At 49.7% G+C, this 26,118-nt stretch carries 17 protein-coding genes and 1 pseudogene; 11 read left to right on the forward strand and 7 right to left on the reverse strand.

Going from position 1 to position 26,118, the window contains the following annotated elements; genetic code table 11:
* The first annotated feature begins 137 nt into the window (after positions 1 to 137).
* The gene (locus tag ACO6VE_RS02080; protein WP_422459468.1) at positions 138 to 1,952 is read left to right on the forward strand and encodes an anthrax toxin-like adenylyl cyclase domain-containing protein; all 1,815 of its coding nucleotides are present in this window, start codon (positions 138 to 140) and stop codon (positions 1,950 to 1,952) included.
* Between the two features lie 19 nt (positions 1,953 to 1,971).
* On the opposite strand, the gene ACO6VE_RS02085 is transcribed toward ACO6VE_RS02080, so the two are convergent.
* The gene (locus ACO6VE_RS02085) at positions 1,972 to 2,358 is read right to left on the reverse strand and encodes a PIN domain-containing protein (protein ID WP_269673177.1); all 387 of its coding nucleotides are present in this window, start codon (positions 2,356 to 2,358) and stop codon (positions 1,972 to 1,974) included.
* A gap of 2 nt (positions 2,359 to 2,360) precedes the next feature.
* Positions 2,361 to 2,636: an AbrB/MazE/SpoVT family DNA-binding domain-containing protein gene (locus ACO6VE_RS02090; protein WP_422446459.1), complete on the reverse strand. Its 276-nt coding sequence runs from the start codon at positions 2,634 to 2,636 to the stop codon at positions 2,361 to 2,363.
* A 329-nt stretch (positions 2,637 to 2,965) separates the two neighbouring features.
* On the opposite strand from ACO6VE_RS02090, the gene msbA reads away from it, so the two are divergent.
* The 3 genes from msbA (at position 2,966) to hldE (ending at position 8,141) form a co-directional block, all read left to right on the forward strand.
* Positions 2,966 to 4,780 carry a lipid A export permease/ATP-binding protein MsbA gene (gene msbA, locus ACO6VE_RS02095; RefSeq protein WP_422459470.1) on the forward strand — a complete coding sequence of 605 codons (1,815 nt, stop codon included), beginning with the start codon at positions 2,966 to 2,968 and terminating at the stop codon, positions 4,778 to 4,780.
* 216 nt (positions 4,781 to 4,996) lie between these two features.
* On the forward strand, positions 4,997 to 6,466 hold the full coding sequence (locus ACO6VE_RS02100) for a hypothetical protein (protein ID WP_422459472.1): 1,470 nt from the start codon (positions 4,997 to 4,999) through the stop codon (positions 6,464 to 6,466).
* Between the two features lie 232 nt (positions 6,467 to 6,698).
* Positions 6,699 to 8,141, forward strand: coding sequence for a bifunctional D-glycero-beta-D-manno-heptose-7-phosphate kinase/D-glycero-beta-D-manno-heptose 1-phosphate adenylyltransferase HldE (gene hldE / locus ACO6VE_RS02105; protein ID WP_422446465.1), 1,443 nt, complete (start codon positions 6,699 to 6,701; stop codon positions 8,139 to 8,141).
* A gap of 228 nt (positions 8,142 to 8,369) precedes the next feature.
* Here the strand turns inward: hldE and ACO6VE_RS02110 are convergent, their stop codons facing one another.
* Positions 8,370 to 9,350, reverse strand: coding sequence for a DUF3418 domain-containing protein (locus ACO6VE_RS02110; RefSeq protein WP_422446467.1), 981 nt, complete (start codon positions 9,348 to 9,350; stop codon positions 8,370 to 8,372).
* 498 nt (positions 9,351 to 9,848) lie between these two features.
* Between ACO6VE_RS02110 and ACO6VE_RS02115 the strand changes: the two genes are divergently transcribed.
* Entirely contained in the window at positions 9,849 to 10,790 is a 942-nt protein-coding gene (locus tag ACO6VE_RS02115; protein ID WP_422446469.1) for a porin, read from the forward strand.
* Between the two features lie 45 nt (positions 10,791 to 10,835).
* Here ACO6VE_RS02115 and hrpA read toward each other — a convergent pair whose 3' ends face one another.
* On the reverse strand, positions 10,836 to 14,732 hold the full coding sequence (gene hrpA, locus ACO6VE_RS02120) for an ATP-dependent RNA helicase HrpA (RefSeq protein ID WP_422459474.1): 3,897 nt from the start codon (positions 14,730 to 14,732) through the stop codon (positions 10,836 to 10,838).
* A 146-nt stretch (positions 14,733 to 14,878) separates the two neighbouring features.
* Positions 14,879 to 16,558: an AMP-binding protein gene (locus ACO6VE_RS02125; protein WP_422446473.1), complete on the reverse strand. Its 1,680-nt coding sequence runs from the start codon at positions 16,556 to 16,558 to the stop codon at positions 14,879 to 14,881.
* A gap of 204 nt (positions 16,559 to 16,762) precedes the next feature.
* Between ACO6VE_RS02125 and ACO6VE_RS02130 the strand changes: the two genes are divergently transcribed.
* The 6 genes and pseudogenes from ACO6VE_RS02130 (at position 16,763) to ACO6VE_RS02155 (ending at position 23,724) form a co-directional block, all read left to right on the forward strand.
* Positions 16,763 to 18,109, forward strand: a complete 1,347-nt coding sequence (locus ACO6VE_RS02130) for a hypothetical protein (protein WP_422446475.1) — start codon at positions 16,763 to 16,765, stop codon at positions 18,107 to 18,109.
* Positions 18,110 to 18,308: 199 nt separating this feature from the next.
* Complete coding sequence (locus ACO6VE_RS02135) at positions 18,309 to 19,220, forward strand: alpha/beta hydrolase (RefSeq protein ID WP_422459476.1); 912 nt, start codon at positions 18,309 to 18,311, stop codon at positions 19,218 to 19,220.
* A 426-nt stretch (positions 19,221 to 19,646) separates the two neighbouring features.
* A complete protein-coding gene (locus ACO6VE_RS02140; protein WP_422446479.1) occupies positions 19,647 to 20,132 on the forward strand; it encodes a MaoC family dehydratase in 486 nt (161 codons plus the stop codon).
* Positions 20,133 to 20,248: 116 nt separating this feature from the next.
* A complete protein-coding gene (locus ACO6VE_RS02145) occupies positions 20,249 to 21,427 on the forward strand; it encodes a pyridoxal-phosphate-dependent aminotransferase family protein (RefSeq protein WP_422459478.1) in 1,179 nt (392 codons plus the stop codon).
* A 240-nt stretch (positions 21,428 to 21,667) separates the two neighbouring features.
* A pseudogene (locus ACO6VE_RS02150) lies at positions 21,668 to 21,778 on the forward strand (aldehyde dehydrogenase family protein); the annotation flags it as partial.
* Positions 21,779 to 21,972: 194 nt separating this feature from the next.
* Positions 21,973 to 23,724 carry a mechanosensitive ion channel family protein gene (locus ACO6VE_RS02155; protein WP_422446483.1) on the forward strand — a complete coding sequence of 584 codons (1,752 nt, stop codon included), beginning with the start codon at positions 21,973 to 21,975 and terminating at the stop codon, positions 23,722 to 23,724.
* A 288-nt stretch (positions 23,725 to 24,012) separates the two neighbouring features.
* Here ACO6VE_RS02155 and ACO6VE_RS02160 read toward each other — a convergent pair whose 3' ends face one another.
* Together ACO6VE_RS02160 and ACO6VE_RS02165 are read right to left on the reverse strand one after the other, a co-directional pair.
* Entirely contained in the window at positions 24,013 to 24,753 is a 741-nt protein-coding gene (locus ACO6VE_RS02160) for a UPF0149 family protein (RefSeq protein ID WP_422459480.1), read from the reverse strand.
* 117 nt (positions 24,754 to 24,870) lie between these two features.
* Positions 24,871 to 25,863 (reverse strand): C2H2-type zinc finger protein, encoded by a 993-nt coding sequence (locus ACO6VE_RS02165; RefSeq protein WP_422446487.1) that lies wholly within the window; start codon positions 25,861 to 25,863, stop codon positions 24,871 to 24,873.
* Positions 25,864 to 26,118: the final 255 nt, after the last annotated feature.

Here is a 26,118-nt window from a genome sequence, read left to right on the forward strand (position 1 = left end):
CTGCGCTTGCCCTGCACCTCGAGCATTTTCATTGTGCAGGGTGACGCAAAAATTCAGATTACAAACCCTCAACACCATCTATGCTGGTCATGAGAATTTGTGGAGACCCTGTTCTTTAAAGGGAGCAAAGACTGCCGATGCAAAACATTGATAGTTTCGCTCGCAACGGGATGAGCTGGGGAAGCCTGCATACTATGGCCAAAAAAATTACCACAAATACACCAACTCAATATCCAGCTCAAGAAAATAAACCCAGGCCGGCCAACGATAACACTCGAGGGGTGTTTGCCAATACCCGGCAGGTTTCCCCGATCACTGAGCGCAGTGATACCCATATTGGCAAGGGTGTTAACAGTGACAGAACTGCGAGCCGACTGGATAAAGATTCACAAAAAAGCCTCAGTAACTCATTGATCACTCTGGCTGACCCTGTGCAGGAACATACTTCCCGGGACAAAGTAATCACCGGCCTGCAACGGGTTGCAGCACACTCCCTCCAGGGCATCCCCTATGATCTTCTGAGCCAGCTGAAAGAGGCCGCTGATCACCGCGGTGCAGCACTGTTTACCCGACCTGTGGAGCCAGTCTGTCGCACCTTGATTGATGAAGGGTGGCCCACCAAACATTTCAGAATCAAGGCAAAAAGCAGTAACTGGGGGGCTCAGGCAGGTACCATTCCGGTGCTTCAGCAGTACAGCAAACTGGCCCTGGACAGGGACAGTAAAATAGAAAAATACAGCAAGCAGGCAGAAAAGTGCCTGAAAGGGGTAGATCGCCACGGCAATCCGTACGCCGAGGCTGTGCCATTAAGAATCAGCCAGAACCGCCTTGAGGAGCTTGAACGCAATGGCTATCTGTATCAGCGAAATGAGCAGGTCAATGAACACGGTGATCCGTGTCTCTATTTCAAGACACGGGCCTGCAATCGCAGTGACGGGCCTGAACATACCCAGCTATTGATAAGAGAACCCGATGGCCAATGGGCTGTGTACGACGCTGATCATATATCCCCAGCACCTGTTATGGTGATTGCGCAGCCGGCAACAGAGCCAGGCGACACGGCACAGCCCATGACCGCAGATATTGATCCACTGATGGAGGTTTTTCCCCTGGAGAAACTGGATCTGGAGCGTTTAGACCGATTACCCATACCTTTAGTCTCAGACCAGGTTGTCACCCGGCAGGTTGACAAGTATCGAGCGAGACTGAAGAAATCCTTTGCTGCCGGGGAAATATCCAAAGAGGTGTTGCAGGAGAAACTGGCTGGCTATGATCAGTTGGAAAAAAAACTGCAGAACGATTTTTATTCGGTAAAAGATGAATCCGGGCAAACCCTCTTCAGGGAGGACTCGGATATGGGCAATGTGTCAAACCGAACCCGGAATATGGTTAGCTATTACGAACGGGCATTGGGCAGAAAACACCGGGTTATTCACCATAATGTTGATGTTCACAGTCTGGCCACTGATGAGCAGGCCAATTATCCCATTACCGCTTTTCTGCCAGCCTCATTAAATATGGCAGAAGGGATTTGCATGATTTTCAATGAGGAGCAGTTTCACTCTGTGCTGGGTGAGCTGATGAATCGAGGTTATGCAGTCCAGCAAAATCCACTCTGGAAAACCCGTCCGAAAAATCACAATTTTCTCAATGCCAAGGCCCGTGTGGCAGCCAGTATGAAAGCTTCGTTAATCGACCCTGAAGAGTTTGTCAGGGGTCTTGAGCAAATGGCCCGGGCAGATGATCTCGATGAAGATTACCGGGCAGCGCTGATCTCTGAACAGGAGGACTATCTGAAAGGTGACGCTCATGAGCGCCGTGATTCCGCTATCAGCTTCAATAGCAGTCTCGACTCCGTTGACCAGGGATCAGAGGGGGACTCATCAACAGCGGATCTTTCCGATTTCAGCGACAGTGATTCTGAAGATGATGATTCCGGCTTTGGTCCTTAGGACCTGCACCTCCCGGCGATCACTGCGGCCAGAGCAGGCTGAACTCAGGCAACCTTGAAGCCTTGCGGTCAAAGGTCAGGGTTGTTACACATTGTTGTTTGTTATGATGCCCGATCATGGCATCCGCAAAATCATAACCCTGTTGATAATCATCAAGAGCTTTCAGGGTTTCCGGACAATGATCAGTTACGCACTTTTGCAGGTGCAAAACAGCTCTGAGTTTCTGACATTGCTGTTCGGGGTCTACCCTGTAAAAATGACTGAGCACCCACACAGTTTCTATCAACACCAGAGGGCTGATGTAAAACTTCTGGCAACCGGTGAGGAAGTTGAGAACCTGTTGATACTGAGGCTCGTCATCTCGAACCAGATAGCGAATAAGGATATTCGTGTCAATACCGTCCATTACTACTTGCCTTTGTGCTGGTCATGTTGATTGATCCAGGTTTCAGAAGCACCCGCCTTAATGGCTTTTTCCATATCGTCCAGCGATGCCCTGCGACCATTGGTGTGCTGGGCCAGGCAACCACCAAGGGCTTCAATATCGTCAGACATGGGGGTCAGGATGATGACTCCGTCTTTTTCTTGAAAGAGCACTTTATCACCGGGTTGCAACTGATATTTTTCCCGAATAGCACTGGGAATGGTGACCTGCCCTTTGCTGGTGATTGAGCTGGTTGACATGGCTGAGGTCTCTGGTTCGAGTATTACAAAAGGTAATACCTGATCAGCAGCTTGTCAAAACGGACGGGTTAAGTCGTACATTCCGGTTTTAAGCCCGTCCTTTTTCCGCAACCGAATAAGCAAACCTGCTATTTTTCCTGAAGCGCTTCCGCAAACGCCTGGTAAAAAGGCTTTTTAAATGGCTGATATCGCTGTTATGCTCGCCGGTTCATTTTTATTTTAATGAAAATGCCGCCAGAACGTGCTTCCCAGCCAGACTTTTCTTTTAATCGGAAGCGGCACTTACGCTCATGGCAACGTCTGTCCAGAGCCGGAAATGATCCTATACCATGTCAGAACAGAACCCTAATCCTGGCAGTCTGCAGATTTACCTTCGACTGCTGACTTACGTAAAACCCTACACAGGCTATTTTGCCCTGAGTCTCCTTGGCCTGGCTATCTTTGCCCTGACCCAGCCCGGTTTCGCCAAGCTGCTTGAATACTTTGTCCAGGCGCTGGAAGGCGAAGAGGTCACCCTGCTGCAGAACCAGACATGGCTGCCCAACTCAGCCATTTCATCACTCTGGCTGATCCCGTCACTGATGGTCATTATCGCCATCGTTCGGGGCATCGGCTCTTATCTGGGTAATTACTACATCTCCAAGGTCGCGAACTTTGTTATCCATGACCTGAGAACCGAGATGTTCGAACGCATGATCAACCTGCCCAATGCATTCTTTGATAACAACAACTCCGGCCACCTGATTGCCCGTATTACCTATAACGTCAGCCTGGTGACTGCCGCGGCTACCGATGCCATTCGTGTTGCCGTCCGGGAAGGCCTGACCGTTGTCTTCCTGCTCAGTTTCCTGTTTTACACCAGCTGGAAGATGACCCTGATCTTTATTGCCGCACTGCCAATCATCGCCATGGTGGTTGCCTATGCCAGCAAACGTTTCCGCAGGATCAGCAGAAATATGCAAAATTCCATGGGAGACCTGACCCATGTCACCTCGGAAACCATTAATGGCTATCGGGAGGTCAGGGGGTTTGGTGGTGAAGGTTATGAATGTGATCGCTTCCGGTCTTCCAGTGCCGCCAATACCCGCCAGAACCTTAAGCTGGCCAAAGCGGGCTCCGTCCATACGCCGGTTCTGCAATTTATTGTCTCCATAGCCCTTGCCCTTTTGCTGTTTATGGTTCTGTTTGTCAAAGGTGACTCAACTACAGCAATCCTGGTGGGTTATGTAACAGCGGCCGCCCTGCTGCCCAAGCCGATCCGCCAGCTCAGCGAAGTGAACGCCAGTATCCAGAAGGGCATCGCGGCGGCAGAAAGTATTTTCGCCATGGTGGATGAAACACCAGAAGCCAATCATGGCCAGTACACCTGCGACCGGGTAACCGGTTGCGTTGAATTCAGGCAGATTGGTTTTGCTTATCCAGGCGCGGAATCACCCGCACTGCAAGACATCAGCTTCACCATTCAACCCGGACAAACCTACGCCCTGGTGGGGCGATCCGGTTCCGGCAAAAGCACCCTCGCCAATCTTGTTCCCAGGTTCTATAACCATACCGAAGGCGATATCCTGATTGACGGAGTTCCCCTGAATGACTTTGAATTGAAAAACCTGCGCAGCCATATTGCCCTGGTCAGCCAGAACATCACCCTGTTCAATGATACCGTTGCCAGAAATATTGCCTACGGTGCCCTGGGGGATACCGCCGATCAGGAAGATATCCGCCTGGCTGCCGAAGCGGCCCATGCCACAGAGTTCATCAAAGACATGTCGGACGGTATGCACACAATTGTTGGCGAAGACGGCGTTCTCCTGTCCGGCGGCCAGCGTCAGCGTCTGGCCATTGCCCGTGCGGTGCTTAAAGATGCGCCCATCCTGATTCTGGATGAAGCAACCTCAGCCCTGGACACAGAATCCGAGCGCCACATTCAGGCAGCCCTGGACAGCATCATGAAAGGCCGTACCACCCTGGTGATTGCTCATCGCCTGTCAACCATTGAGAATGCCGATTGCATCCTGGTAATGGAGCATGGCCGAATTATTGAACGAGGAACCCATACTGAACTGCTGGCGAAAGGTGAACATTACGCCAAACTGCACAAGATGCAGTTTCAGGATGAACCGCCTGTTACCGTAGAACACGTTTAAATATTACTCAGGAAGAAAATGGAACTTTTGCTCCCTTTTTCAATCTTACTTAGTACATCATTCCAATAAGTTTGATGTGTAAAATCTCCGTTCACCCCGGGTGCCCTTCGGCTCAGCTCAGGATGAACGGAGCTTGGGAGCCATTGATAGAAGGAACTCATCAATTAAATTCAAACCATGTACTGGTCGTATCTTGAGCTTAAACAGGCATTTCCAATGGAAACATATCCAAGCACCAACCCGGCAAACGTCTCGGCAGCGCCTGCCAATCAGCTAACCCGGCCTTTAGCACCCGCTTCTGATAGCTCCAAATGTGTTTTTTCTCCTCACCGAACAGTGGCAACATGTCAGACGCATACATCCAGCCAGTCCGGCTCCAATGACATAACATCCACCAGAACCACTGACATTGAAGCAAGAGCTGTGCTTCCCGGTAGCGCCGACACAACAATACTTGCATCTTCTGGCTCTGGTTCTTCTATATCGCTAAAAGGCCCTCAAAATAATGACATTGCGAAAAGCTCTCTGCCCAATGAGTTGCAAGCATGTATTCGGGAGTGGCAAGTAATCTCGACGAACTACCCACGAAATTTAATGTTTCAGGAACTCATCAAGTTCATGACCAAATGCAAAAGAGCATTAATACTCCGATCAATTCAACTGGGCAGGTTTGACAGGGAAAATCCAGCACACATTGCCGAGGCTTTTCTGTCAGGTACGTTGAATATGGCAACCCGCAGAGTCTCCAACATGCCAAAGCACATTTTAATGCCAGAATTATTTCCACCTGATAATACTAACGTACTAATAATGTTCAGCGAACATAGCACCTATAAACTATCGATCGCTTTCAGACATAAAAAAGTAAGTGAAATAATTACTGAGACTATCTCCCACCAGGATGCTAAGTTTTTTATACCTGATGACCCTTTTAAAACATGTCATACCACTGCGGATTTTATTGGGGCATTGCTCTCCACAATTTGTACTTTTTATGATCATCCTGCGACCTCAAAACGTGTTCAGGCTCAAACTGACTCAACTTGCCCTGATACCAGTGATGATAATTGTGACATTGCCATACTCTTCAAGACATTGGGATTATGGAAAAGTCAGGATAAAACCCTTGTTATTCCCTGCATAAAAACACAATCCAGCCACATCCCGCCATTCAAATTAATCGCCGCATTCTCAAAGTCGCTGGCTGAAAGCCACCCCTACCATGCGTTGTTCAAAAGGCCCAGGCTGAATCCGGCAAGGCTAACTTATTGCCCAAAACCAAAAGGAGTTCAATCGGATAACCTTGAAAAATTTCAAAAGAGAACCTTAAAATCTCTGCTGAATAGCTTGAGCGAGCAATCGGCAAAATCATCAAAACCAAAAGAACCCCAATCATCTGCATCAGCTCAACCATCACCAGCCGTAGCCCCTGCCAGTTCCTATAAATTAGAAAATCCCTCAGAAAAAACACTATCCCTTGCCAAACAAATCGCTTTGCTGATCGAACGCAATGATGCAGCTAAGCTCAAAACATTACTTGAACATAACCCTCAATACGCCACTGAGCTTAAAGACTCCCAGAATAATAAACTGCAAAAATACCTGTCTAAATGCCAGGATATCCAGGCTGACAATGATGAGGCGAGTGTCGAGGAGTACGACGACCATCTGACGTCACAGGATTAATATTATTTCTCACTTACGCAGCAGAAAACATCTATGGTAAAGTCGCCAATTTACCGTAAAACAGCTGCACTGCCCCCGATCCGGAAACACGAAACAAGGCGTATAAGGTGCACCAGCACACGCTGTACAGCCTTTGCCAAAATATCCGTCAACTGACTTTAAGGTGCATATTGCACGGCTGTGGTATGGTAAGTAGTTAACCAACTGCCATTAAGCTGACTGGACCTCATTGATGAAATTGACGATTCCCCGTTTTGATCTGGCCAAAGTCCTGGTAATTGGCGATATCATGCTGGATCGATACTGGCATGGTGCCACCTCCCGGATTTCACCGGAAGCTCCGGTGCCTGTAGTTAAAGTCGGACAGATAGAAGACCGTCCGGGCGGAGCGGGCAACGTTGCCCTTAACATTGCCACACTGGGCGCACCGGCATGGGTTATCGCGGCAACTGGTGACGATGAATCCGCCGACGTCCTTCAGACCCGACTGGAGGCCGCTGGCATTTACTGCTGCTTTGCCCGAATCCCCGGTGCGCCAACCATTACCAAATTACGGGTCATTTCCCAGCATCAACAATTGATTCGCCTGGATCATGAAGAAAGCTTTGATGGTCTGAGTCCCGATGTGATTGAAGAAAAGGCCGCCCAGCTTATCCATAACCTGAGCGCCATTGTCCTTTCTGATTACGGCAAGGGAACTCTGCAGGGCTGTCAGCAACTGATTCGCCTGGCCCGATCCCATAATATTCCCGTTCTCGTGGACCCCAAAGGCAGCAGCTTTGAGCGTTACCGTGGTGCCACGGTGATAACGCCCAATCTGAAAGAGTTTGAGACAATTGCTGGCCCCTGCCGCAGCGAAGAAGAGCTGGTCAGCAAAGGTCAACAACTGTTAAAAGACCTTGAGCTGGGAGCACTGCTTATTACCCGCAGTGAACACGGCATGACCCTGATCCGGGAAAATGAACCTGAAGTCCACTACCCGGCAAGGGCAAGAGAAGTTTTCGATGTAACAGGTGCAGGCGACACGGTTATCTCGGTACTGGCCGCCTCCCTGGCCGCTGGCTGTGACATGCCCCAGGCTGCCGGTCTGGCCAATATTGCCGCCGGCATTGTTGTGGCCAAGCTAGGCACCGCCAGCGTCTCCATGCCCGAACTGAGACGTGAAGTGAACCGGGAGCTGGGTGCTGAAAGAGGTGCGGTATCTGCCGAGCAATTGATGGTTGCGGTTGAAGATGCCCGGGCTCACGGCGAAAAGATCGTTTTTACCAACGGTTGTTTTGATATCCTCCATGCTGGCCATGTTGGCTACCTGGAGCAGGCACGCAAGCAGGGGGACAGGCTGATTCTTGCCATTAATGGCGATGATTCTGTCACCCGCCTGAAAGGTGAAGGACGCCCGATTAACCCGGTGGACCGCCGAATGGCAGTACTTGCTGGCCTGGAAGCGGTGGACTGGGTTGTCAGTTTTGATGAAGATACCCCGGAAAATCTGATTCAGGCAATCAAGCCGGATGTACTGGTAAAAGGTGGCGACTACTCACTGGATGAAGTGGTCGGTGCTCCGATTGTTCATGAATACGGTGGTGAAGTGAAAGTGCTGGCCTTCCTGGAGAACTGCTCAACCACTGCCATTGTCGATAAAATCCGCGATGAAAAAGAAGCACAACCTGCCTGATGATTGCCTGGCCATAACCGCTGTGGCCAGCCCCTGATCTGAATTATCTGCCGGGCATCAACCGGCAGAGTAGTAGCCTGTCGGACTTAACAACATCTACAGGTTATGACAGATCAAATAACACGTACTCATTAACCAGACCTATCAAGGGCCGATATATTGATCAGGCCCATGCTTGACACATTTACCGTGACTCCTTGATAACATTGGTGAGAAAACACTGATGAATTAAATCGCTTCCACCTCTTCCCACAATTTCCGCAGTCGTTTGTCCGATACCGGAAAACGAGTGCCCAGCTGCTGGGCAAACAGGGAAACCCGGTACTCTTCAATCATCCAATAGAATTGCTGAAGATTTGGATCGATCACCTTATGCTGATAATGAGCCTCTCGGCGTTTATCATATTTCTGCTGCAGAGCGGTCAGCTCTTCCGTCCAGGCGCGATCACGGTTTACCTTGGCTGGCAATTTCTCCAACCTGACCTCAATCGCCTTGAAATAACGAGGATAATGGCTAAGCCACTCCATACCCGCTGACGTCATAAACCCCGGCTGTAACAGTCTTTGCACATGCTGCTTGATATCTGCCAGGGCCAGGGCCCGGTCAAAACTGATCTTACCTTTCAGTTGTCGGCTAATCCCCTGGGCAATACGAAAGATCTCATTAAGAATGGGATCAATCTTCTCGGCAAAAGGCACAATGTCGCCTTTGGGCTGCTCCAGCAATGCCATGAATGATTCACGTTTTTTGGGCAGCTCACTGTCCTTATTCAGATAGACGCCGCTGATAATCAAACTCTGCAAATCATCTTCAAGCTGGTTCTGCTTCATCAGATTAGTGGCCAGCAACCTGGTTTCTTTCAATCTGGCCACTTTACTCAAGGCAAACTTAAGCTGGGTGGACAGCCTGATCCTGAGCAATCGCGTCAACCCTTTGCGGTTTTCAAAGTCGGCCATCGCCGGACTTTCAAACGTAAGGTGGTGCAAATCAGGCTTCTGTCGTTCAGCCCCCTTGCACCACTTCCCACAGCCCGCACCGTTACAGATATCCGCAGGAATCAGGGCATCGTAAGTAGTTAACCAACTACTTAACCCGGATATTTTATAAACGTGCTCGCGCTCTCGCTTGTCCTTTGCCGCTCTATGGAATTGTCTTTTAATAAGTTCCCGATTTCCGTTCACCCTGAGCTTGTCGAAGGGTCGTGCCACCGAACTTCGACAAGCTCAGTCCGAACGGAGTCAGGCAATGAAAATAGGGAAGTTATTTCCAGACAACTCCTAAGTCAGTGCCATTGGCCCATAGCCCCCCATTCACCGTTGGCTGAACGACAGGTTGGGATATCAAAGCTGTTGCCTTGCAAAATCAGGCAAGGATAGACAAGGCTCAGGCGGTGAAAAGAACCGTTTGAATTATTTATAATGGATAATATGCAAAAATCTTATAATTAAGACGGTGATAGTTTTCAGGGGAAAAAAAATTGTTCTCTGATATCAATGACTCAGTCCATAATGTCCCCCTCGACCGCTCATCGTAGACGGATCAAGTAGACGGATCAAAGCATCGCCCCCGAATTCATCAGACAGAAATAAAATCGCAATAAAATCGTAACTTTACAGAAATTTTTCTTTCATTTTTGCTAATTACTATAACGGTCTCAATCTAATGAACAGAACGTTCATCCACATAAGTAAGGTAATACAAGCAAAATGAAGAACGCAGCACTGACTACAACCATTCTGACCGCACTGGCATCAACCCCTGCTTTTGCTGTAACTGTTTATGATGAAGACGGGACTTTGCTAAAAGTCGGGGGTCGTGCAGAAGCCCGTTTTAATATCTCTGACGAAAATAAAAGTGCCGACACTGACTCTTTCAAAGATAAGTCCCGCGCCCGCGTAAAGATAACCGGAAAAACCCAGATCTCCGAAGAGCTGTATGGCTTTGGTAAATATGAGACTCAGTTTGACGACAAGTCTGAACTAACCAATCGTTACTACTTTGCAGGTTTAGGCACTTCTTTTGGAGAGTTTTCCTACGGCAAACAAGACTCGGCTCAGGTACTGCTGACTGATATCACTGATATTATGGCAACATTTGGTGCCGAAGCAGCAGATATCGTTGATGGCAACAAAGACAAACGCGAAAATACCTTCCTTTATTCCGGAGAGTTTGATGCCCTGACCATTCAGGCCAACTATACCGCAGCGGATGAAGATAACACCAAAGATACCGAAAGCTACGGTATTGCTGCCCTCTACAATATTGGCTCAGTTGATATTGGTGCCGGTTATGTTTCCCAAACCAGCGGGGTCAACGACGACGACCAGGCTAATCTTGTCGTCCAATACTCTATTGACGACATTACCCTGGGTGCCCTGTACACCTTGGGTAGCAACGCTGACAATGATATTACCGGCTACGAAATATCAGCTAAATACAAACCAGTAAAGAAACTTACCCTGGCCAGTGTTTACAACTATCAGGAAGTAGACCCCAAGGCTGGTGCAACAGTAGACACAATTGACGAGTTTGCCATTGAGGCAGTTTACAAGTTCAATGGCAACCTGCGAACCTACGCCGGTTACAGATTCCAGCAGATTGATAACACGGATGACGAGTTACAGGCCGGTATCCGCTACGACTTCTGATTTCACTGATACTCCCTCCGGGACATCCCGAGGGAGTAACCTTGCTTAAATATCCTCAACCTGTTCCCACAGTTTACGAAGACGTTTGTCTGATACCGGAAAACGGGTTCCCAGTTGCTGGGCAAACAGGGAAACCCGGTACTCTTCGATCATCCAGTAAAATAATTGCAGGTTCGGATCAACAATCTTCTGCTGAAGATGCGCATCAAGCCGTTTTTCATATTTTTGCTGTAGTACAGCCAGCTCTTCCGTCCACGCTCTATCTTTGTTTACCTGGGCGGGCAGTTTCTCCAGTCTGGCTTCAATCCCTCTAAAATATCGGGGGTAGTGGCTCAACCACTCCCTACCGGCATCAGCCATAAAGCCGGGGCGTAACAGCCTTTGTAAATGCTGTTTGATATCAGCCAGCGACAATGCCCGATCAAAGCTGATCTTTCCTTTCAATTGACGACTCACCCCCTGGGCAATACGAAAAATCTCATTAACAATGGGATCGATCTTCTCGGCAAAAGGCACAATGTCGCCTTTATGCCGCTCAAGCAATGCCAGAAATGACTCCCGGTTTCTGGGCAACCCGTTGTCATCATTCAGATAGACGCCGCTGATAATCAAACTCTGTAAATCATCTTCCAGCTGACTCTGATGCACCAGATTGGTCGCCAGCAACCGGGTTTCCTTCAATCGGGTCATTTTACTCAAGGCAAACTTCAGCTGGGTGGACAGCCTGATCCTGAGCAATCGCGTCAACCCTTTGCGGTTTTCAACGTCCGCCATCGCCGCACTCTCAAACAGTTGAACCGCCACGGAATCACGCTGGTCGACCAGGGCCGGGTATGACTTCAATACCAGCCCCCCGGCTTTCCGGGTAATCTCATGGGGCAGCTCGCCACAGGTCCAGTCCAGCAGACCTTCCTGTTCCAGATGACTTTTCGCCAGCTTTCGGATGGTATCCTGCACATGGTCAGAGAACTGTTGTCTGAGCTGATTTAAATCACGCCCCTGGCCAATAACATCGCCATCTTCATTCACCACCCGGATATTCATTAGCAAATGTCCATCCAGGCTATCTGTATTCCAGTGCTCTTCGAGAATACGCACACCGGACATACGGGTCAGCTGTCGCCCAAGCATGTCGGTCAGCGGCTCGTCACAGGCAGAGAGTGATTCCAAAGCACCGTTGACAAAATCAGGCACAGGGACAAAGTTCTTACGCACCGGCTTGGGCATGGATCGAACCAGGGCCACACACTTGTCGAACAGCATACCGGGCACCAGCCACTCCAGACGATGCCTGGGCAGCAACCTTAATGCCTCTACCGGCACGGTCAGGGTGACGCCATCATCCGGCTCATCCGGGGCAAAGTGATAACTGAGCGGCAGCTCCAACCCCTCCCAGCGGAAGCGATCCGGGTATCTGTTGACGGTGATATGCTCTGCTTCATGCTGCATCAGATACTCTTTGGTAAGGTGGAGCAAATCAGGCTTCTGTCGTTCAGCCCCTTTGCGCCACTGCTCAAAGCCCGCACCGTTACAGATATCCGCAGGAATCAGGGCATCGTAAAAGTGGTAGAGCGTGTCACTGTCCACCAGAATATCCCGGCGGCGGGACTTCGCTTCCAGCTCATCCACTTCGTCAATCAATGCCAGGTTATGCTTCTGAAATGCCCCTTTGGAATCAAAGTGCCCTTCAACCAGGGCTTCACGGATAAAGATCTCCCGGGCAACCACCGGATCTATCAGGCCATAATTCACCCGACGACGGCCGACAATGATCAATCCATACAGTGTGACCTGCTCAAACGCCACCACCTGGGCACGTTTCTTCTCCCAGTGGGGTTCAAAATAGTTCCGCTTCACCAGATGCGTTGCCAGCGGCTCAATCCATTGGGGCTCCAGTTTGGCATTGGTTCGGGCAAAGAGCCGGGAAGTTTCCACCAGCTCTGCCGCCATCGCCCATTTGGGCTTGCGCTTATAAAGCGTCGATGCCGGAAACAGATAGAAGCGCCGGTTTCTGGCCCCCATATAATCCGCTTCATCATCTTTACTGCCCAACTGGGACAAAAGGCCGGATAGCAGTGACTTATGAACATCGCCATAGCTGGCAGGGCTGTCATTCAAGCGGAATTGCAGGTCTTTACAGGCCAGTGTCAGCTGTCGATGGAGGTCGCGCCACTCGCGCATGCGCATAAAAGACAGGTACTGTTTATTGCAGTATTTGCGCAGCTGATTCTGGGACAGTGCCTGCCGCTGTTCCTCATAGGCTTCCCAGAGATTCACGTATGTCATGAAGTCCGAGTCATCGTGATAAAACTCACGGTGTCGCTGATCGGCCGCCTGCTGTTTGTCCTGCGGGCGTTCCCTGGGATCCTGTGCCGCCAGGGCACTGACAATAATCAACACTTCATGCAGGGCATTATTGTTATTCGCCTCAATCAGCATCCGTCCAAGGCGTGGATCTACCGGCAGCTGCCCCAGCTGTCGGCCAATCGGGGTAATACGCCGGTCTTTACCCACCGCCACCAGCTCCTGCAGCAGCTTGAAGCCATCATTAATGGCTTTGCCATCCGGTGGATCAACAAACGGAAACGCGGCGATATCGCCCAGCCCCATCCGCAACATCTGCAAGATCACCGCCGCCAGGTTGGTTCTGAGAATCTCCGGATCGGTAAACTCCGGACGGGAAAGAAAATCCTCCTCAGAGTAAAGGCGAATACAGATACCTTCGGCAACACGACCACAGCGCCCTTTACGCTGATTGGCCGATGCCTGCGACACAGCCTCAACCGGCAGCCGCTGGACTTTTGACCGGACACTGTAGCGGCTGATACGGGCAGTACCGGGGTCAATCACATAGCGAATGCCCGGCACCGTTAACGAGGTTTCGGCGACGTTGGTGGACAAAATAACACGACGACCGGAGTGTTCCTGGAAGATCCGGTTCTGCTCAGCGGCAGAAAGGCGGGCATACAGTGGCAGAATGTCAGTATGGGGCAGTTTGGCATCCCGGAGAAACTGGTGAGTTTCCCGGATATCCCGTTCACCGCTGAGAAACACCAGCACATCGCCCAGTGGTTTGCCCTTTCCTGCGCGTTCAAGGCTGTCAATCTCTTCCAGTGCGCCCAGAATCCCCTGCTGTAATCGCTGGTCGGCATCACGCCCTTCCAGCTCAAGATCTTCCAGTGGACGATATAATGTCTCTACCGGATAGGTTCTGCCCGAGACTTCGATCACCGGTGCCTGATCAAAGTGCTTTGAAAACCGCTCGACGTCTATGGTAGCCGACGTGATGATGACTTTCAGGTCTGGTCGTTTAGGCAGAATCAGCTTGATATAGCCCAGAAGAAAATCAATATTCAGGCTGCGCTCATGGGCTTCATCAATGATCAGGGTGTCATAGCGGTTAAGAAAACGGTCATTCTGGATCTCGGCCAGCAGAATACCGTCAGTCATCAACTTGATCAGGGTAGTTTCGGTGGAGTGATCGGTGAAACGCACCTGGTAACCAACCTGCTCCCCCAGCACGCCCCCAAGCTCTTCAGCAATGCGATTGGCAACGGAACGGGCGGCCAGTCGCCGGGGCTGGGTATGGGCAATCGTACCAAAAATACCACGACCCGCTTCAAGACAGATTTTTGGCAGCTGGGTTGTCTTGCCTGAGCCTGTTTCACCGGCGATCACCACTACCTGGTGCTCACGGATAGCCCTGGCGATATCCTCTTTCCGGTCAATCACCGGTAGCGCCTGCTCATAACGGACGTCAGGAAGAGCCGCTTGTCGCTGCTCTACCAGCAACAGCGATGACGCTATTTTTTTCTGAATCCGCTCCAGACCTGCCTCATCATCCCGTTTCAGCCGACGCAATTGACCACGCAAGCGGTAACGATCGCGTATCATGCATTGATTGATGGACTGGCGCAGTTGCTTATCGGAAAAGCCGGACACCCAGGTACTCCCGTTTATATGGAATCAGTGATGATTATATAAGTTTGACAAGCGGCCTGAATGGCCGCCTGAGAGGAATTCCAGGACCTGTTGACGTTTCGTTGCGTGCTCAGCGCAACGAAACGTCAACAGGCCCTAACCACTCATTAAATTTGCCGGGCTGCCAGCTCTTCATCACGCAAATGACGACGGAGGATCTTACCCACATTGGTCGTGGGCAGCTCATCTCTGAACTCAACCATTTTGGGTACTTTATAGCCCGTCAGGTTTTGCCGGAAAAAGTGAATCACTTCTTCTTTGGTCAGTTCCGGATTACTGGACACCACAAACACCTTGATCGCCTCTCCCGAGCGTTTATCGGGCACCCCGATCACGGCACACTTAGAGACATCAGGGTGGGCAGAGAGCACCTCCTCCAGTTCATTCGGGTACACATTGAAACCGGAGATACAGATCATGTCCTTTTTGCGATCGACAATGGTGACATAACCTTCCTCGTCTATTCGGGCAATGTCGCCGGTTCTCAGCCAGCCATCCAGCATCGCTTCTTCAGTGGCCTGCTCACTCTGCCAGTAGCCCTTCATCACCTGAGGGCCTTTTATGCAGAGTTCACCCACTTCACCAATGGGCAGATCCTGATCTTCAGCATCAACCACCTTCAATTCACAGGACGGCACTGGCAGACCAATGGTACCCAGCTTGATTTTACCCAGTGGGTTAATCGTCACCACTGGTGAAGTTTCTGTCATACCATAACCTTCACAGATACAACTGCCGGTCAGGTTCTCCCATCGCTCCGCAGTATCCAGTTGCAGCGCCATACCACCGGAAATGGTGTTTTTCAGATAGGAGAAATCAAGACGACGGAAGGCTTCCTGGTTCATTAGCCCGACAAAGAGAGTATTCAGACCAATAAACATACTGAAAGGCTTACCGGTCAAATCCCTGATAAAGGATTTCATATCCCTCGGGTTGGTAATAAGCATGTTATGCTCACCCATCAAGATAGCCACCATACAATGCACGGTAAAAGCAAAAATATGATAAAGCGGCAATGGCGCAATAATCAGCTCCTCGCCTTCGCGCAAATTACCCCCAACAAGCGCCTTGACCTGGAACATATTGCTGAGAATATTGCGGTGAGTCAGCATGGCACCTTTAGCGACACCTGTCGTACCACCGGTATACTGCAAGATGGCAACATCATCATTTTCCCGGCGAATATCCGTGCAATGGTGCAAGGCTCCCCGACTGAGAACAGTGGTAAATGACACCGCCGATGGCAGCGAATAATCCGGCACCATTTTCTTAACGTGTTTGACCACCAGATTCACCAGTGTCCGCTTAAGGGTGGGTAGCATATCGCCGACCTGCGTCACCACAACATGCTTGATGGCCGTTTTGGGAACCACCTTCTCAGCCATGTGCGCCATGTTGGCCAACACCACCAGCGCCTTGGCACCGGAATCGCGGAACTGGTGCTCCATCTCACGTTCGGTATAGAGCGGATTGGTGTTTACCACAATCAATCCCGCACGCAGTGCACCAAAGACCGCCACAGGAAACTGCATGACATTGGGCAGCATAATGGCTATACGATCACCGGGGCGCAAATCGGTGTGATTTTGCAGATAACTGCAAAAATGCCCACTGAGCTCATAAAGACGGGAATAGCTCAGCTCATGCCCCATGTTGCTGAATGCCGGTTTGCTGGCAAACTTACGGGTGCTGTACTCCAGTACATCAATAATTGAGCGATACTGACCAACATCAATCGTTGCAGGAATACCTTGCGGGTACTTGTCTTTCCAGAAACCGGTGGTCATGGAGTACGCCTCCCACATCCATGATGGAGCTGTATAGAATAAAAACTGGCTCGCAAACTGTTCAACCTGTCTTGCAGACTATCGCATTGGAAAATTTTTTGAGGTTATCAGTTTTCTGCTGCTCCTGATAGACGACCTGCGGTAAATACTTCTAACCTGCTTTCAACGAAGGCCTGAACAATAGTATTCACAAGAGAAAAGCCAATGGACAGAATAAGCGGCAATCACCTGCTAACGGGCACTTACACGCCACCATCTGATAGCCATAAAGCACAACCACTGAAGACAGCACAACCACAGTCTTCAAGCCCCATAAATTCATCACTGAGCACCCATCTTTCTGAGCGATTGATATCGGTACCTCTTCTTCAGCCAGTAGTGAGTCAGCGATGGCCTGTGTCATCGCTCCAGAGAAAACGGGCAACGCCCCTTTGCAGCAAGAGTACGCCTCGTTTATCCGGGGATCCTGACATGACCAAACCCGTTAAGGAATTTATACGTCTTTGGCAGCATATTACCGAAACCAGAGCAATTAAGGTTTTTATTGGCAGCCTTCTTTCGCCAAATAGAATGAGCAAATTTCTGAACCAGTTAAATGAGCTGACATTATCCCGGGATGAGCAACTGCAAACCCTGACAAATTACTACCTGATAACATTCGGTGACAACCCGGGCAGCGCTATTCAACGCTTTACAGATGACAGAAAGTCAGTGGAACACCATTTAACAACCCAGGACCATCCCGCCCGGAGTATAACAACGATGACCACGATTTTTGATCAGGTCGAAGCCTGTATTAATAGCAGCCTGGGTATTAAAAGACATTTAACCAACCTGTCACAAAACCACTACTCAATGTCAATGGACGATTTGGAGCACCAAGAGTTGGATGAGTGCAACCTGCACCTGAAAACAGAATATCAAAAAGATCTCGAAATCTCCTCCAACACGAAATTAAGTGACATTTTTTCCAATGATTTATTAAGAGGCATGAATATTGACATTTACTCTCCGTCAGACCGCCCCCTGCTTAGCATTTACAGCAATACAAAAACCTGCTCATTCAAGGAAAGGGAGGAGAGTGGTGTTATTATCGACCAAATGACCTTTGACACAGGGAACCTTACAGACCGTGATACTCGTGAACAGCTATTCCAATCCCTGATTGAAGCAAAACTTGACAAGATCCTGTGCTCTCATAAACAGGTACACATTTTAACTTTTCTCTGTAGCCAACGATCTGCCAATATTTTCCACAATTTATTGAATCTGTATTTCATTGGTAAAAACCTCAGTTTGTCTATGCCTGAAAGACAAATAAGAACGGAAACAAGAGTTCTTGATAACGGTGATGTGTCAGTGAGGACGATTTTATCACTGCAAAAATACAAGCTGATCGATAACCGCTCCGGTGATGCCACCTCTTTTGATATTGAACAGATGATTGAGGTAGAAGCACTGTCCGTGATCACTACGGACAACCTTCAGCCAAACTTTGATAAAATAAACGTGAAAATACTCGAGCCAGTTTCCATTCAATTCAGATGTTAAGCATAATGAATCTAAAAGCCTATTCAAGGACGCTGTAAGTAGTTGGCCAAATGGAATCGTATATTTCTGGCTAAGTGGGCAGTTGCTATACAAGGCGCAACGTAGGGAGCATAGCCGTAGCTATGTGACCGGAGTTGCAACGCCGCAGAGTGACTGACAACTTAGTCAGAAATATATGATTTCATTTGGTTAACTACTTATGACCCACTCGGAATCACCACCTTCACTGGTAACCATCAACAGCCAGTCAGGCCACCACCGTATTCCGGTTTACCAGTGGCTGGCGAAAAAAAGTCCAAAGGCTGTGCTCCATATCAGTCATGGCATGGCTGAGCACAGTGCCCGCTACCAAGAGCTGGCGGAGCAGCTGACCAGAAGAGGGTTTCATGTCTATGCCCATGATCATCGCGGGCATGGTGCCACCATCAACAAAGATAAAACGTCCAGCCAGGGGCATTTTGGTGACCATGATGGGTGGAATAATGTGGTTCAGGACCTGAAACGGGTCGTTGACCACACCCTTGCCCAGCACCCGACTCTCCCCTGCTTTCTTCTGGGTCACAGCATGGGCAGTTCTATCCTGCAAAGCTATCTGGGCAGGCATAACCCCAATATATCCGGTGCCATTCTCTCTGGGTCAAACTTGGTGGCAAAGCCATTGCTGATGCTGGCCCGGCTGGTCGCCAAAATTGAAACCCTGCGCCAGGGAGTGATGGGGCACAGCCCTGTCATCCACCAACTGACATTTGCCGGATACAACAACCGCTTTAAACCCAATACGACAGAGTTTGACTGGTTAAGCCGCAACCCTGAATCGGTTATGCGATATGTCAAGGATCCCCTTTGCGGTTTTCGCTGCAGCAACCAGCTCTGGCATGACCTGTTCGGGGGGGCTGCAGGAAATCAGTTCAACAAGCCTGTTAAAGAAAATCAACCATCAGCTGCCAGTGCTGATCATAGGGGGAGACCAAGACCCTGTCAGCGCACCGGATGGCTTAAAAAACCTGCAAACGGCATGGATCAGTTCTGGGCACAACAATACAACATTGACACTATACCCAGGTGCCAGACACGAATTATTTCATCAAACCAACCATCAGGAAGTGATTGATCAACTGTGCACCTGGCTTGAAAAGCACAGCTAACAATATCCATAAGTCGCCGATTTCTGAACTATGGACAAATCTTCAGGTATCGGCGGACCAGCGCAGAACCAGTTTATTTCCAATCTGATGGGGTGAGTGACAAACAATTACCGCTATTACAGAAGCAAATTGAGAAAACAGTAATCCGGGCCCTGCAGTCAAATCACACTCGATTCAGAAACCTGCCATCAGGTAATAAAGCGTTGAAGATCGACTCTATTGCCATTTCAGACAGGATCCCCTGGTTTATCAAAAAGAAGCTGCACGGAATGACCACAAAAGCAACATCTGTCCACAAAAGGTGCGATAATCATTGCCAATGAAAATATACGCTCAGACCGTTCTGACAAAACAGTTACCCATACTTTAACAAAGCAATAGAGCCTGTACTTATGCGCAAGCTGGAAAACATCCCATTTGAAGCATTAACCATTGGCACCAGGGCCAGCCTGACACGCACACTGACCGACGAAGACCTCCTGCTGTTTGCCAAAGTATCCGGCGATACTAATCCCGTCCACCTGGACGAGGCATTTGCCGCAACCACCCAGTTCGAAGGTCGTATTGCCCACGGCATGTGGACCGCCTCTCTGATTTCCTGTGCCCTGGCGACAAAACTGCCGGGCCCCGGTGGTATCTATCTGGGCCAGGAGCTAAAATTCCTGCGCCCGGTAAAAGTCGGTGATACGGTAACGGTTGAGCTGGAAATTCTGGAAATCAATGAACAACGAAAGCGTGCAACCGTCTCGACCAATGTGATCAACCAGAATGGTAAAACCGTTGTGAAAGGCAAAGCGGAAATCATGCCGTCCTCTGGAAAGGTCGTTGTTGATGAATATCCGCTGCCCGAAGTAGTATTATTGAAGCGAGCCGAATAGCAACATCGACTGAAAGCCCTGCCTGACAAGCCTTCTGCTGTCAGGCTTCCCCAGAATAATAGACTGGCACGCTCTACCCGACAGCAGTGCCCATAAATGGAGAATAACAGGCAGTTATGACTATCGCCCCTTTTCACCCCCCGAAACGTACCCTGATGGGCCCCGGCCCCTCAGATGTTCACCCCAGAATTACCGAAGCCCTGGCGCGACCCACCATTGGGCATCTTGACCCTGAGTTCATCCGGATGATGGATGAATTGAAGTCACTGATTCAATATGCCTTCAAGACCAGCAACCGGCTGACACTGCCCATTTCCGCACCCGGTTCGGCAGGAATGGAAGCCTGTTTTGCCAACCTGGTCGAAGAAGGCGACAAGGTCATTGTATGCATAAACGGTGTCTTTGGCGGCCGGATGAAAGAAAACGTCATACGCATGGGCGGTACCGCGATTACCGTCGATTCCGACTGGGGGCGTGCAGTGGACCCGAAAGCCGTGGAAGAAACACTGAACGCCCACCCCGATGCCAAAGTTCTGGCTTTTGTTCATGCCGAGACCTCTACCGGTGCACGTTCGGATGCAAAAACACTGTGTCAGCTGGCCAGAAAGCATAACTGCCTGACCATTGTCGACACCGTAACTTCGCTGGCCGGCTCAGAGCTGGAAGTCGATGGATGGGGAGTCGATGCCGTTTATTCCGGTTCCCAGAAGTGCCTGTCCTGTGTTCCCGGCTTGTCACCGGTCAGCTTCAGCGAAGCCGCTGTGGAGAAAATCCAGGCCAGAAAAACACCGGTACGCAGCTGGTTTCTCGATATGAACCTGGTTATGGGCTATTGGGGGGGTGATGGCAAAAGAGCCTATCATCATACGGCACCCGTCAACCAATTATACGCCTTGCACGAAGCGCTCTACCTGTTGCAGGAAGAGGGGCTGGACAACAGCTGGCAGCGGCACCAGCGGCATCATCAGGCACTGGTTGCCGGACTGGCCGCCATGGGACTGGAAATGCTGGTTCCTGAAGAGGAGCGACTGGCCCAGCTGAATGCCGTGGTTATACCGGAGGGTGTCGATGACCTTGCGGTTCGACAGCAACTATTGGCGGAATATAACCTGGAGATTGGTGCAGGTCTCGGCGCATTTGTCGGCAAAGTGTGGCGGATCGGCCTGATGGGGTATGCCGCTAATCAAACCAATGTATTGCACTGTCTCTCAGCGTTGGAATCTGCGCTGCTGAGACAGGGCCACAGGTTCACACCCGGCGAAGCGGTAAAAGCCGCCATCTCTGTTTATCAATAGAAAGAAAGGCTCAAATGGCAAACCCTTTGAGCCTGCCATTAAGACGTATTGGCTATATTCCCAAAGGAGCTGGAGTTGCTGCGCGGCCGCAAGAGCGCCCGGCAACGCCAGATCCTCTGGGTAGGGAAGAACACGCTTAATCATAAAATAAGACAGGTAATCCCATGCCCAATAGAATCCCCCTGTTTATCGATGGCGAATTCATCACCAGTGAAAGCTCACAGTTTATTCCTGTCACCGCTGGACGGCAGTGACTGCACGGCTGCCGGACTTCCGGAAGGCAACTGGGTCGGGCCAACACTGTTTACTGATGTTACTACGGAGATGGCCATCTACCGGGAAGAGATCTTCTGAAATAACCTTTCAAAGGCTGGCTTTTGCCAGCCTTTGCTCTCCTCCAGAACCAGCATTTTGCCCAAAATGCTACATCAGCATATCTCTTTAAACAAAGCAGAGGTAAAATTCTGGCCCACAAATTTTCCCGTAGCGCCAACAATCAACACCTAAACTGGAACAGCGTCTGATGTTCCTTTCGGAGACTTCCGATGTTCAGAAACCTTGTCTGGATATTAGTGTTTTTTTCCTTCAACACCTTTGCCGACATCACCGCTCCCCAGCCACCGTTACCAACGGAGCTGATTGATGCTCATGCTGCGGTAATAACGGATATTAAAGCCACCGGCAAGCGCGTGCATCAGATGGAAGCCAGCTGGGAGGCAACCACATCAGAAATGAGCCGCGACCTGATTCAGCAACAGATCGTCTCCGATATTCGCACGACCACGCAACGGGTAAATAACTTCCTGGACCAGGTTAAGGCCGTTAATACAACAGCCGCCGTGCAACTGGGCGAGGAGGTGGTGAACGCGGAAAACCGTTTTTTTGAAGCCCGACTGACCCCCGCCTCATCCGACCTGCGTAAAATGTTTGAACAATACGAACAGGCTGAAACGGACGAGCAATTACTGGTGCTGTTCCATATCAATGACTTTTACGCCTATATCAACTGGCTACAGAGCGAAAGACTGGATAACCTGAATTTACTGAAAAGCTGGCAGGTTGATACCACCGCATTACAGCAGAAACTTGACCATGAGATCACCCGCTATGCCGAGTTTATGGCTACCTACCTGCGCAGCAATAACCGTCAGAAAGAACTGTTACAGACCGAGCTGAAATCCCTTCCTGCGGATTCCCGAAGCTCTCTGGAAAGTAAAATTGCCACCCAGGATCGCCTGGTGCGCAGCGCGGTCACCAACCTGAGGCAGATCGTGATGATGATGGAAGAACAGGGACTGCCGGTGGATCATTACAATGAACTGATCTTCAAGGCAACCGGCAATCTGGCCGAAGCCGTGGTTAACATTGATACGCTGCGCACGGTAATTGTTGGGCTATGGGACGACCTGACGCACTGGTTCAAAGCCAATCTGGGTGGCATCCTCTCCCGCCTGTTCCTGTTTGCCGCTCTGATGGCGGCAGCGATAGTGTTAGCGCGTCTGGTTCGGCGGGGCATATCCCGTGCCGTCACCCATAAAAAAGCCCGTTTCAGTACACTGGTTCAGGAATTTTTTATCAATGTTGGTGGTAACCTGGTGATCATCTTTGGCCTCCTGTTCGCCCTGGCACAGGTGGGTCTGGACCTGACACCGGTACTGACCGGTCTCGGTGTTGCCGGTATTGTCATCGGTTTTGCCCTGCAGGATACCCTGTCCAACTTCGCCTCCGGAATGATGATCCTGATCTACCGCCCTTTTGATGTGGGTGACTTTGTTGAGGCGGGCGGTGTTGCCGGTAAAGTCGGCAAGATGAGCCTGGTCAACACCACCATTCGCACCTTCGATAACCAGGTCTTTATGGTGCCTAATGCCAAGATCTGGGGAGAAACCATCAAAAACATCACCTCAGAACGGATCCGCCGGGTGGATATGGTCTTCGGGGTTGCCTACGGCGACAATGTTGAGCAGGTAGAAGGGATTCTCGAAGATATTGTCAGCAGCCATCCGAAAATCCTGAAAACGCCAGAGCATGTTATTCGTCTGCATGTCCTCAATGAGTCATCCGTGGATTTTGTCGTTCGTCCCTGGGTAAAAACAGACGACTACTGGGATGTATACTGGGATATTACCCGTGAAGTAAAAGTCCGGTTTGATCGGGAAGGCATCACCATTCCATTCCCGCAACGGGAACTGCACTTTTATAAAGCACCAGCCGAACTGCCGGGCGAGCGGGTAACCGTACAACGATCAGATATCGGGCTGCGTACGGTGGGCGAAGGGGAAGACGGGCGTACTTAAAAGACTTTTTTTGCACCACAAAGGCACAAAGGACACAAAGGAGAGCAACAGAAGGTAAGGAATTGCCCTTAAATAATTTCGACATTTTGAACTCGATCTCCGTTCATCCTGAGCTTGTCGAAGGGTGATTGGCACAATACATGAGGCCGGAGTTCACGCCCTTCGACAGGCTCAGGACGAACGTAGTTTTGAAGCTCAGAAATGTGCAAATTATTCCGGGCCAATTCCTTACCATCAAAATGCCGTTACTTTGTGTCCTGATGTCTTTGTGGTTAACAGTTCTTTCTTTTAAGCCTTTTCACAGCACTTCTTGTGCTTTTTGCCGCTGCCACATGGACACGGGTCATTGCGGCCAACTTTGGTCACCTTGACCGGAGCGGGCTTTTCCAGCGCCTTTTGCCAGATCTCGCGAATATCGTGACACATCACCGCCATCTCCCGGGCCACCGCTGGCATTGCCTGCAGCATCTTATTCACATCCGGGCCATCTTTCTTTTTGGCTTTTTCCAGCAGGCTTTCTGCACGACTCCAGACGTTCAGCAGCACCATGCAACTGGACCAGGACTCTTCCATAGGCTGAACCCCGGGATGCTTCAGCACCTGGATCCAGACATCCATCAGCAATTGACAGCCCTGCCCATAACCTGTCGCCCATTCCTGCAGGCGGGAAAATTCTGAACAATACACATCTTCAGCCCGGCACTCTTCCGGCAGTACCTCAAAACCACCCGTGATGGTCTTTCTGGTTTTATCCAGCAGGTTAAACAGGATATGGCGGATATCATCTTCCTGCTGTGGGGATTCAAACGGCGGTGTGTTAGTCGCCAGTGCCAGGGTCATCCAACGATCCGGCGGAACATTAACCGGTGAGTTGGCAATGGCAAACATCAGGCCTTTGATGGCTGGCAGCGTCATAACCTGACCGCTTTTCCCGCCAGGGCGTGATGCCAGATAGGCAGATAATACGGTTTCCTGCTGCTGATCAAACTCGCAATTGGCCAGGGATGCTTTTCCAGAACTAGCGCTCAACTCAATCTCCTCTCTCCATTTCAGGACAGATACAAAAAAAGGCGCAAATCATCGCATCATCAACAGAGTCCATCAATATCCCTGCCACAAAGATGACGTAAATTTTATAATTGTTTTTCATAAACGGCCGTTTGCCTGTTTAGAGGACAACGACCTGTATTTCCTGGTGGTTGATGACAGTTCAGCCAGTTTCTGCAAATGGCGTTTGGTTTTCTGGTGCTTTATTAGATAACTCTTTAGTTTAAAGCTCTTTTCGCACAACTCACACTTAAAGGTACCATCCTCACCGGCATGCATGAGACTATGTTTTCTCAGGCTATTGGCGAGTCTGAAGCGCTTTTTGCAAACCTTGCACGTATAGGGCCTCTCGCCGGTATGGATGCGGGTATGTTGTGTCAGGCCAGTGGCCATACTGAAGCTCATGTCACACACCTCGCACTTATAGGGCCTTTCGCCGGTATGGATGCGGGTATGTTTTTTCAGGTCACTTCTTTGGGTAAAGCGCTTGTCACAATGATCGCACTTATAGGGTTTCACGCCATTATGGCGGCGGGTATGTATTTTCAGGTTACTGGAATGAGTGAAGCTCCTTTTGCATAACTGACACTTATAGGGCTTTACGCCCTTGTGTATACGCATGTGATTTGTCAGATTCACCTTTCGATTAAAGCGCTTCTCACATTGACGGCACTGAAAAGACTTCGTGACAGTGTGCAAGACCTTTGTTGAATTTTCTATCTGAGCACCCGGTTCATTCATTTTTATTTCTGTGAAAATATCACCATTTCCGGATTTATCACAATTTTCGAGGTGCGAAGATGGTGGACGTTTATTTACCTCACTATCTGCGGACGTATGGTAAAGATCATCAGGCTTAGGAAATAGCGGAGGGGTCTTCTTAATTTTTGGCCAAATGGGTGAATCAAAAACACCGTATCGTTCGATCACTTTAGCAATATAGCCAGAATCAACCGACTCAATCACTTTAACTTTTTTATCACAGAAGATCCCATTTTTTACTCCAATTTCTTTTGCATCACATATTGTTGTTTCAGTGAGCCAGTTAAAATCCTCAGGGGAAAAAAAAAGGTAATGAGAAAATGGGTCCATTTTTGTACTTTATTACCTAATTGTTTTCGATAGATCTGCCATTTGACCAATTTTCCAAGAAAAAATTCCTTCATTCCAAATTTTTTAACATTTGTCACAACCAGGCATAAGGACTTGCCAGGAACCTGTTTGCTCTTTACAGGGCGGCCAAGTAAAACAATTACATTTACCCTCTGAGATAACCGACAGTTCTCCATAATTTTTGACCGATCTAACGGGGCTCCCGGACAGGCAAAGCAGGTTTTACCGTTTGCC

It is taken from the genome of Endozoicomonas sp. ALB115 (assembly GCF_049310245.1).
Lineage (GTDB): Bacteria > Pseudomonadota > Gammaproteobacteria > Pseudomonadales > Endozoicomonadaceae > Endozoicomonas.

Excerpts from the sequence above, each read along its gene's own strand:
- ACO6VE_RS02115 (WP_422446469.1), top strand. The coding sequence starts at position 9,849 with ATGAAGAACGCAGCACTGACTACAACCATTCTGACCGCACTGGCATCA.
- ACO6VE_RS02140 (WP_422446479.1), top strand. The coding sequence starts at position 19,647 with ATGCGCAAGCTGGAAAACATCCCATTTGAAGCATTAACCATTGGCACC.
- ACO6VE_RS02130 (WP_422446475.1), top strand. The coding sequence starts at position 16,763 with ATGGACAGAATAAGCGGCAATCACCTGCTAACGGGCACTTACACGCCA.
- ACO6VE_RS02080 (WP_422459468.1), top strand. The coding sequence starts at position 138 with ATGCAAAACATTGATAGTTTCGCTCGCAACGGGATGAGCTGGGGAAGC.
- hldE (WP_422446465.1), top strand. The coding sequence starts at position 6,699 with ATGAAATTGACGATTCCCCGTTTTGATCTGGCCAAAGTCCTGGTAATT.
- ACO6VE_RS02165 (WP_422446487.1), bottom strand. The coding sequence starts at position 25,863 with ATGGACCCATTTTCTCATTACCTTTTTTTTTCCCCTGAGGATTTTAAC.
- ACO6VE_RS02085 (WP_269673177.1), bottom strand. The coding sequence starts at position 2,358 with ATGGACGGTATTGACACGAATATCCTTATTCGCTATCTGGTTCGAGAT.
- msbA (WP_422459470.1), top strand. The coding sequence starts at position 2,966 with ATGTCAGAACAGAACCCTAATCCTGGCAGTCTGCAGATTTACCTTCGA.
- ACO6VE_RS02135 (WP_422459476.1), top strand. The coding sequence starts at position 18,309 with ATGACCCACTCGGAATCACCACCTTCACTGGTAACCATCAACAGCCAG.
- ACO6VE_RS02125 (WP_422446473.1), bottom strand. The coding sequence starts at position 16,558 with ATGACCACCGGTTTCTGGAAAGACAAGTACCCGCAAGGTATTCCTGCA.
- ACO6VE_RS02100 (WP_422459472.1), top strand. The coding sequence starts at position 4,997 with ATGGAAACATATCCAAGCACCAACCCGGCAAACGTCTCGGCAGCGCCT.
- ACO6VE_RS02155 (WP_422446483.1), top strand. The coding sequence starts at position 21,973 with ATGTTCAGAAACCTTGTCTGGATATTAGTGTTTTTTTCCTTCAACACC.
- ACO6VE_RS02145 (WP_422459478.1), top strand. The coding sequence starts at position 20,249 with ATGACTATCGCCCCTTTTCACCCCCCGAAACGTACCCTGATGGGCCCC.
- ACO6VE_RS02090 (WP_422446459.1), bottom strand. The coding sequence starts at position 2,636 with ATGTCAACCAGCTCAATCACCAGCAAAGGGCAGGTCACCATTCCCAGT.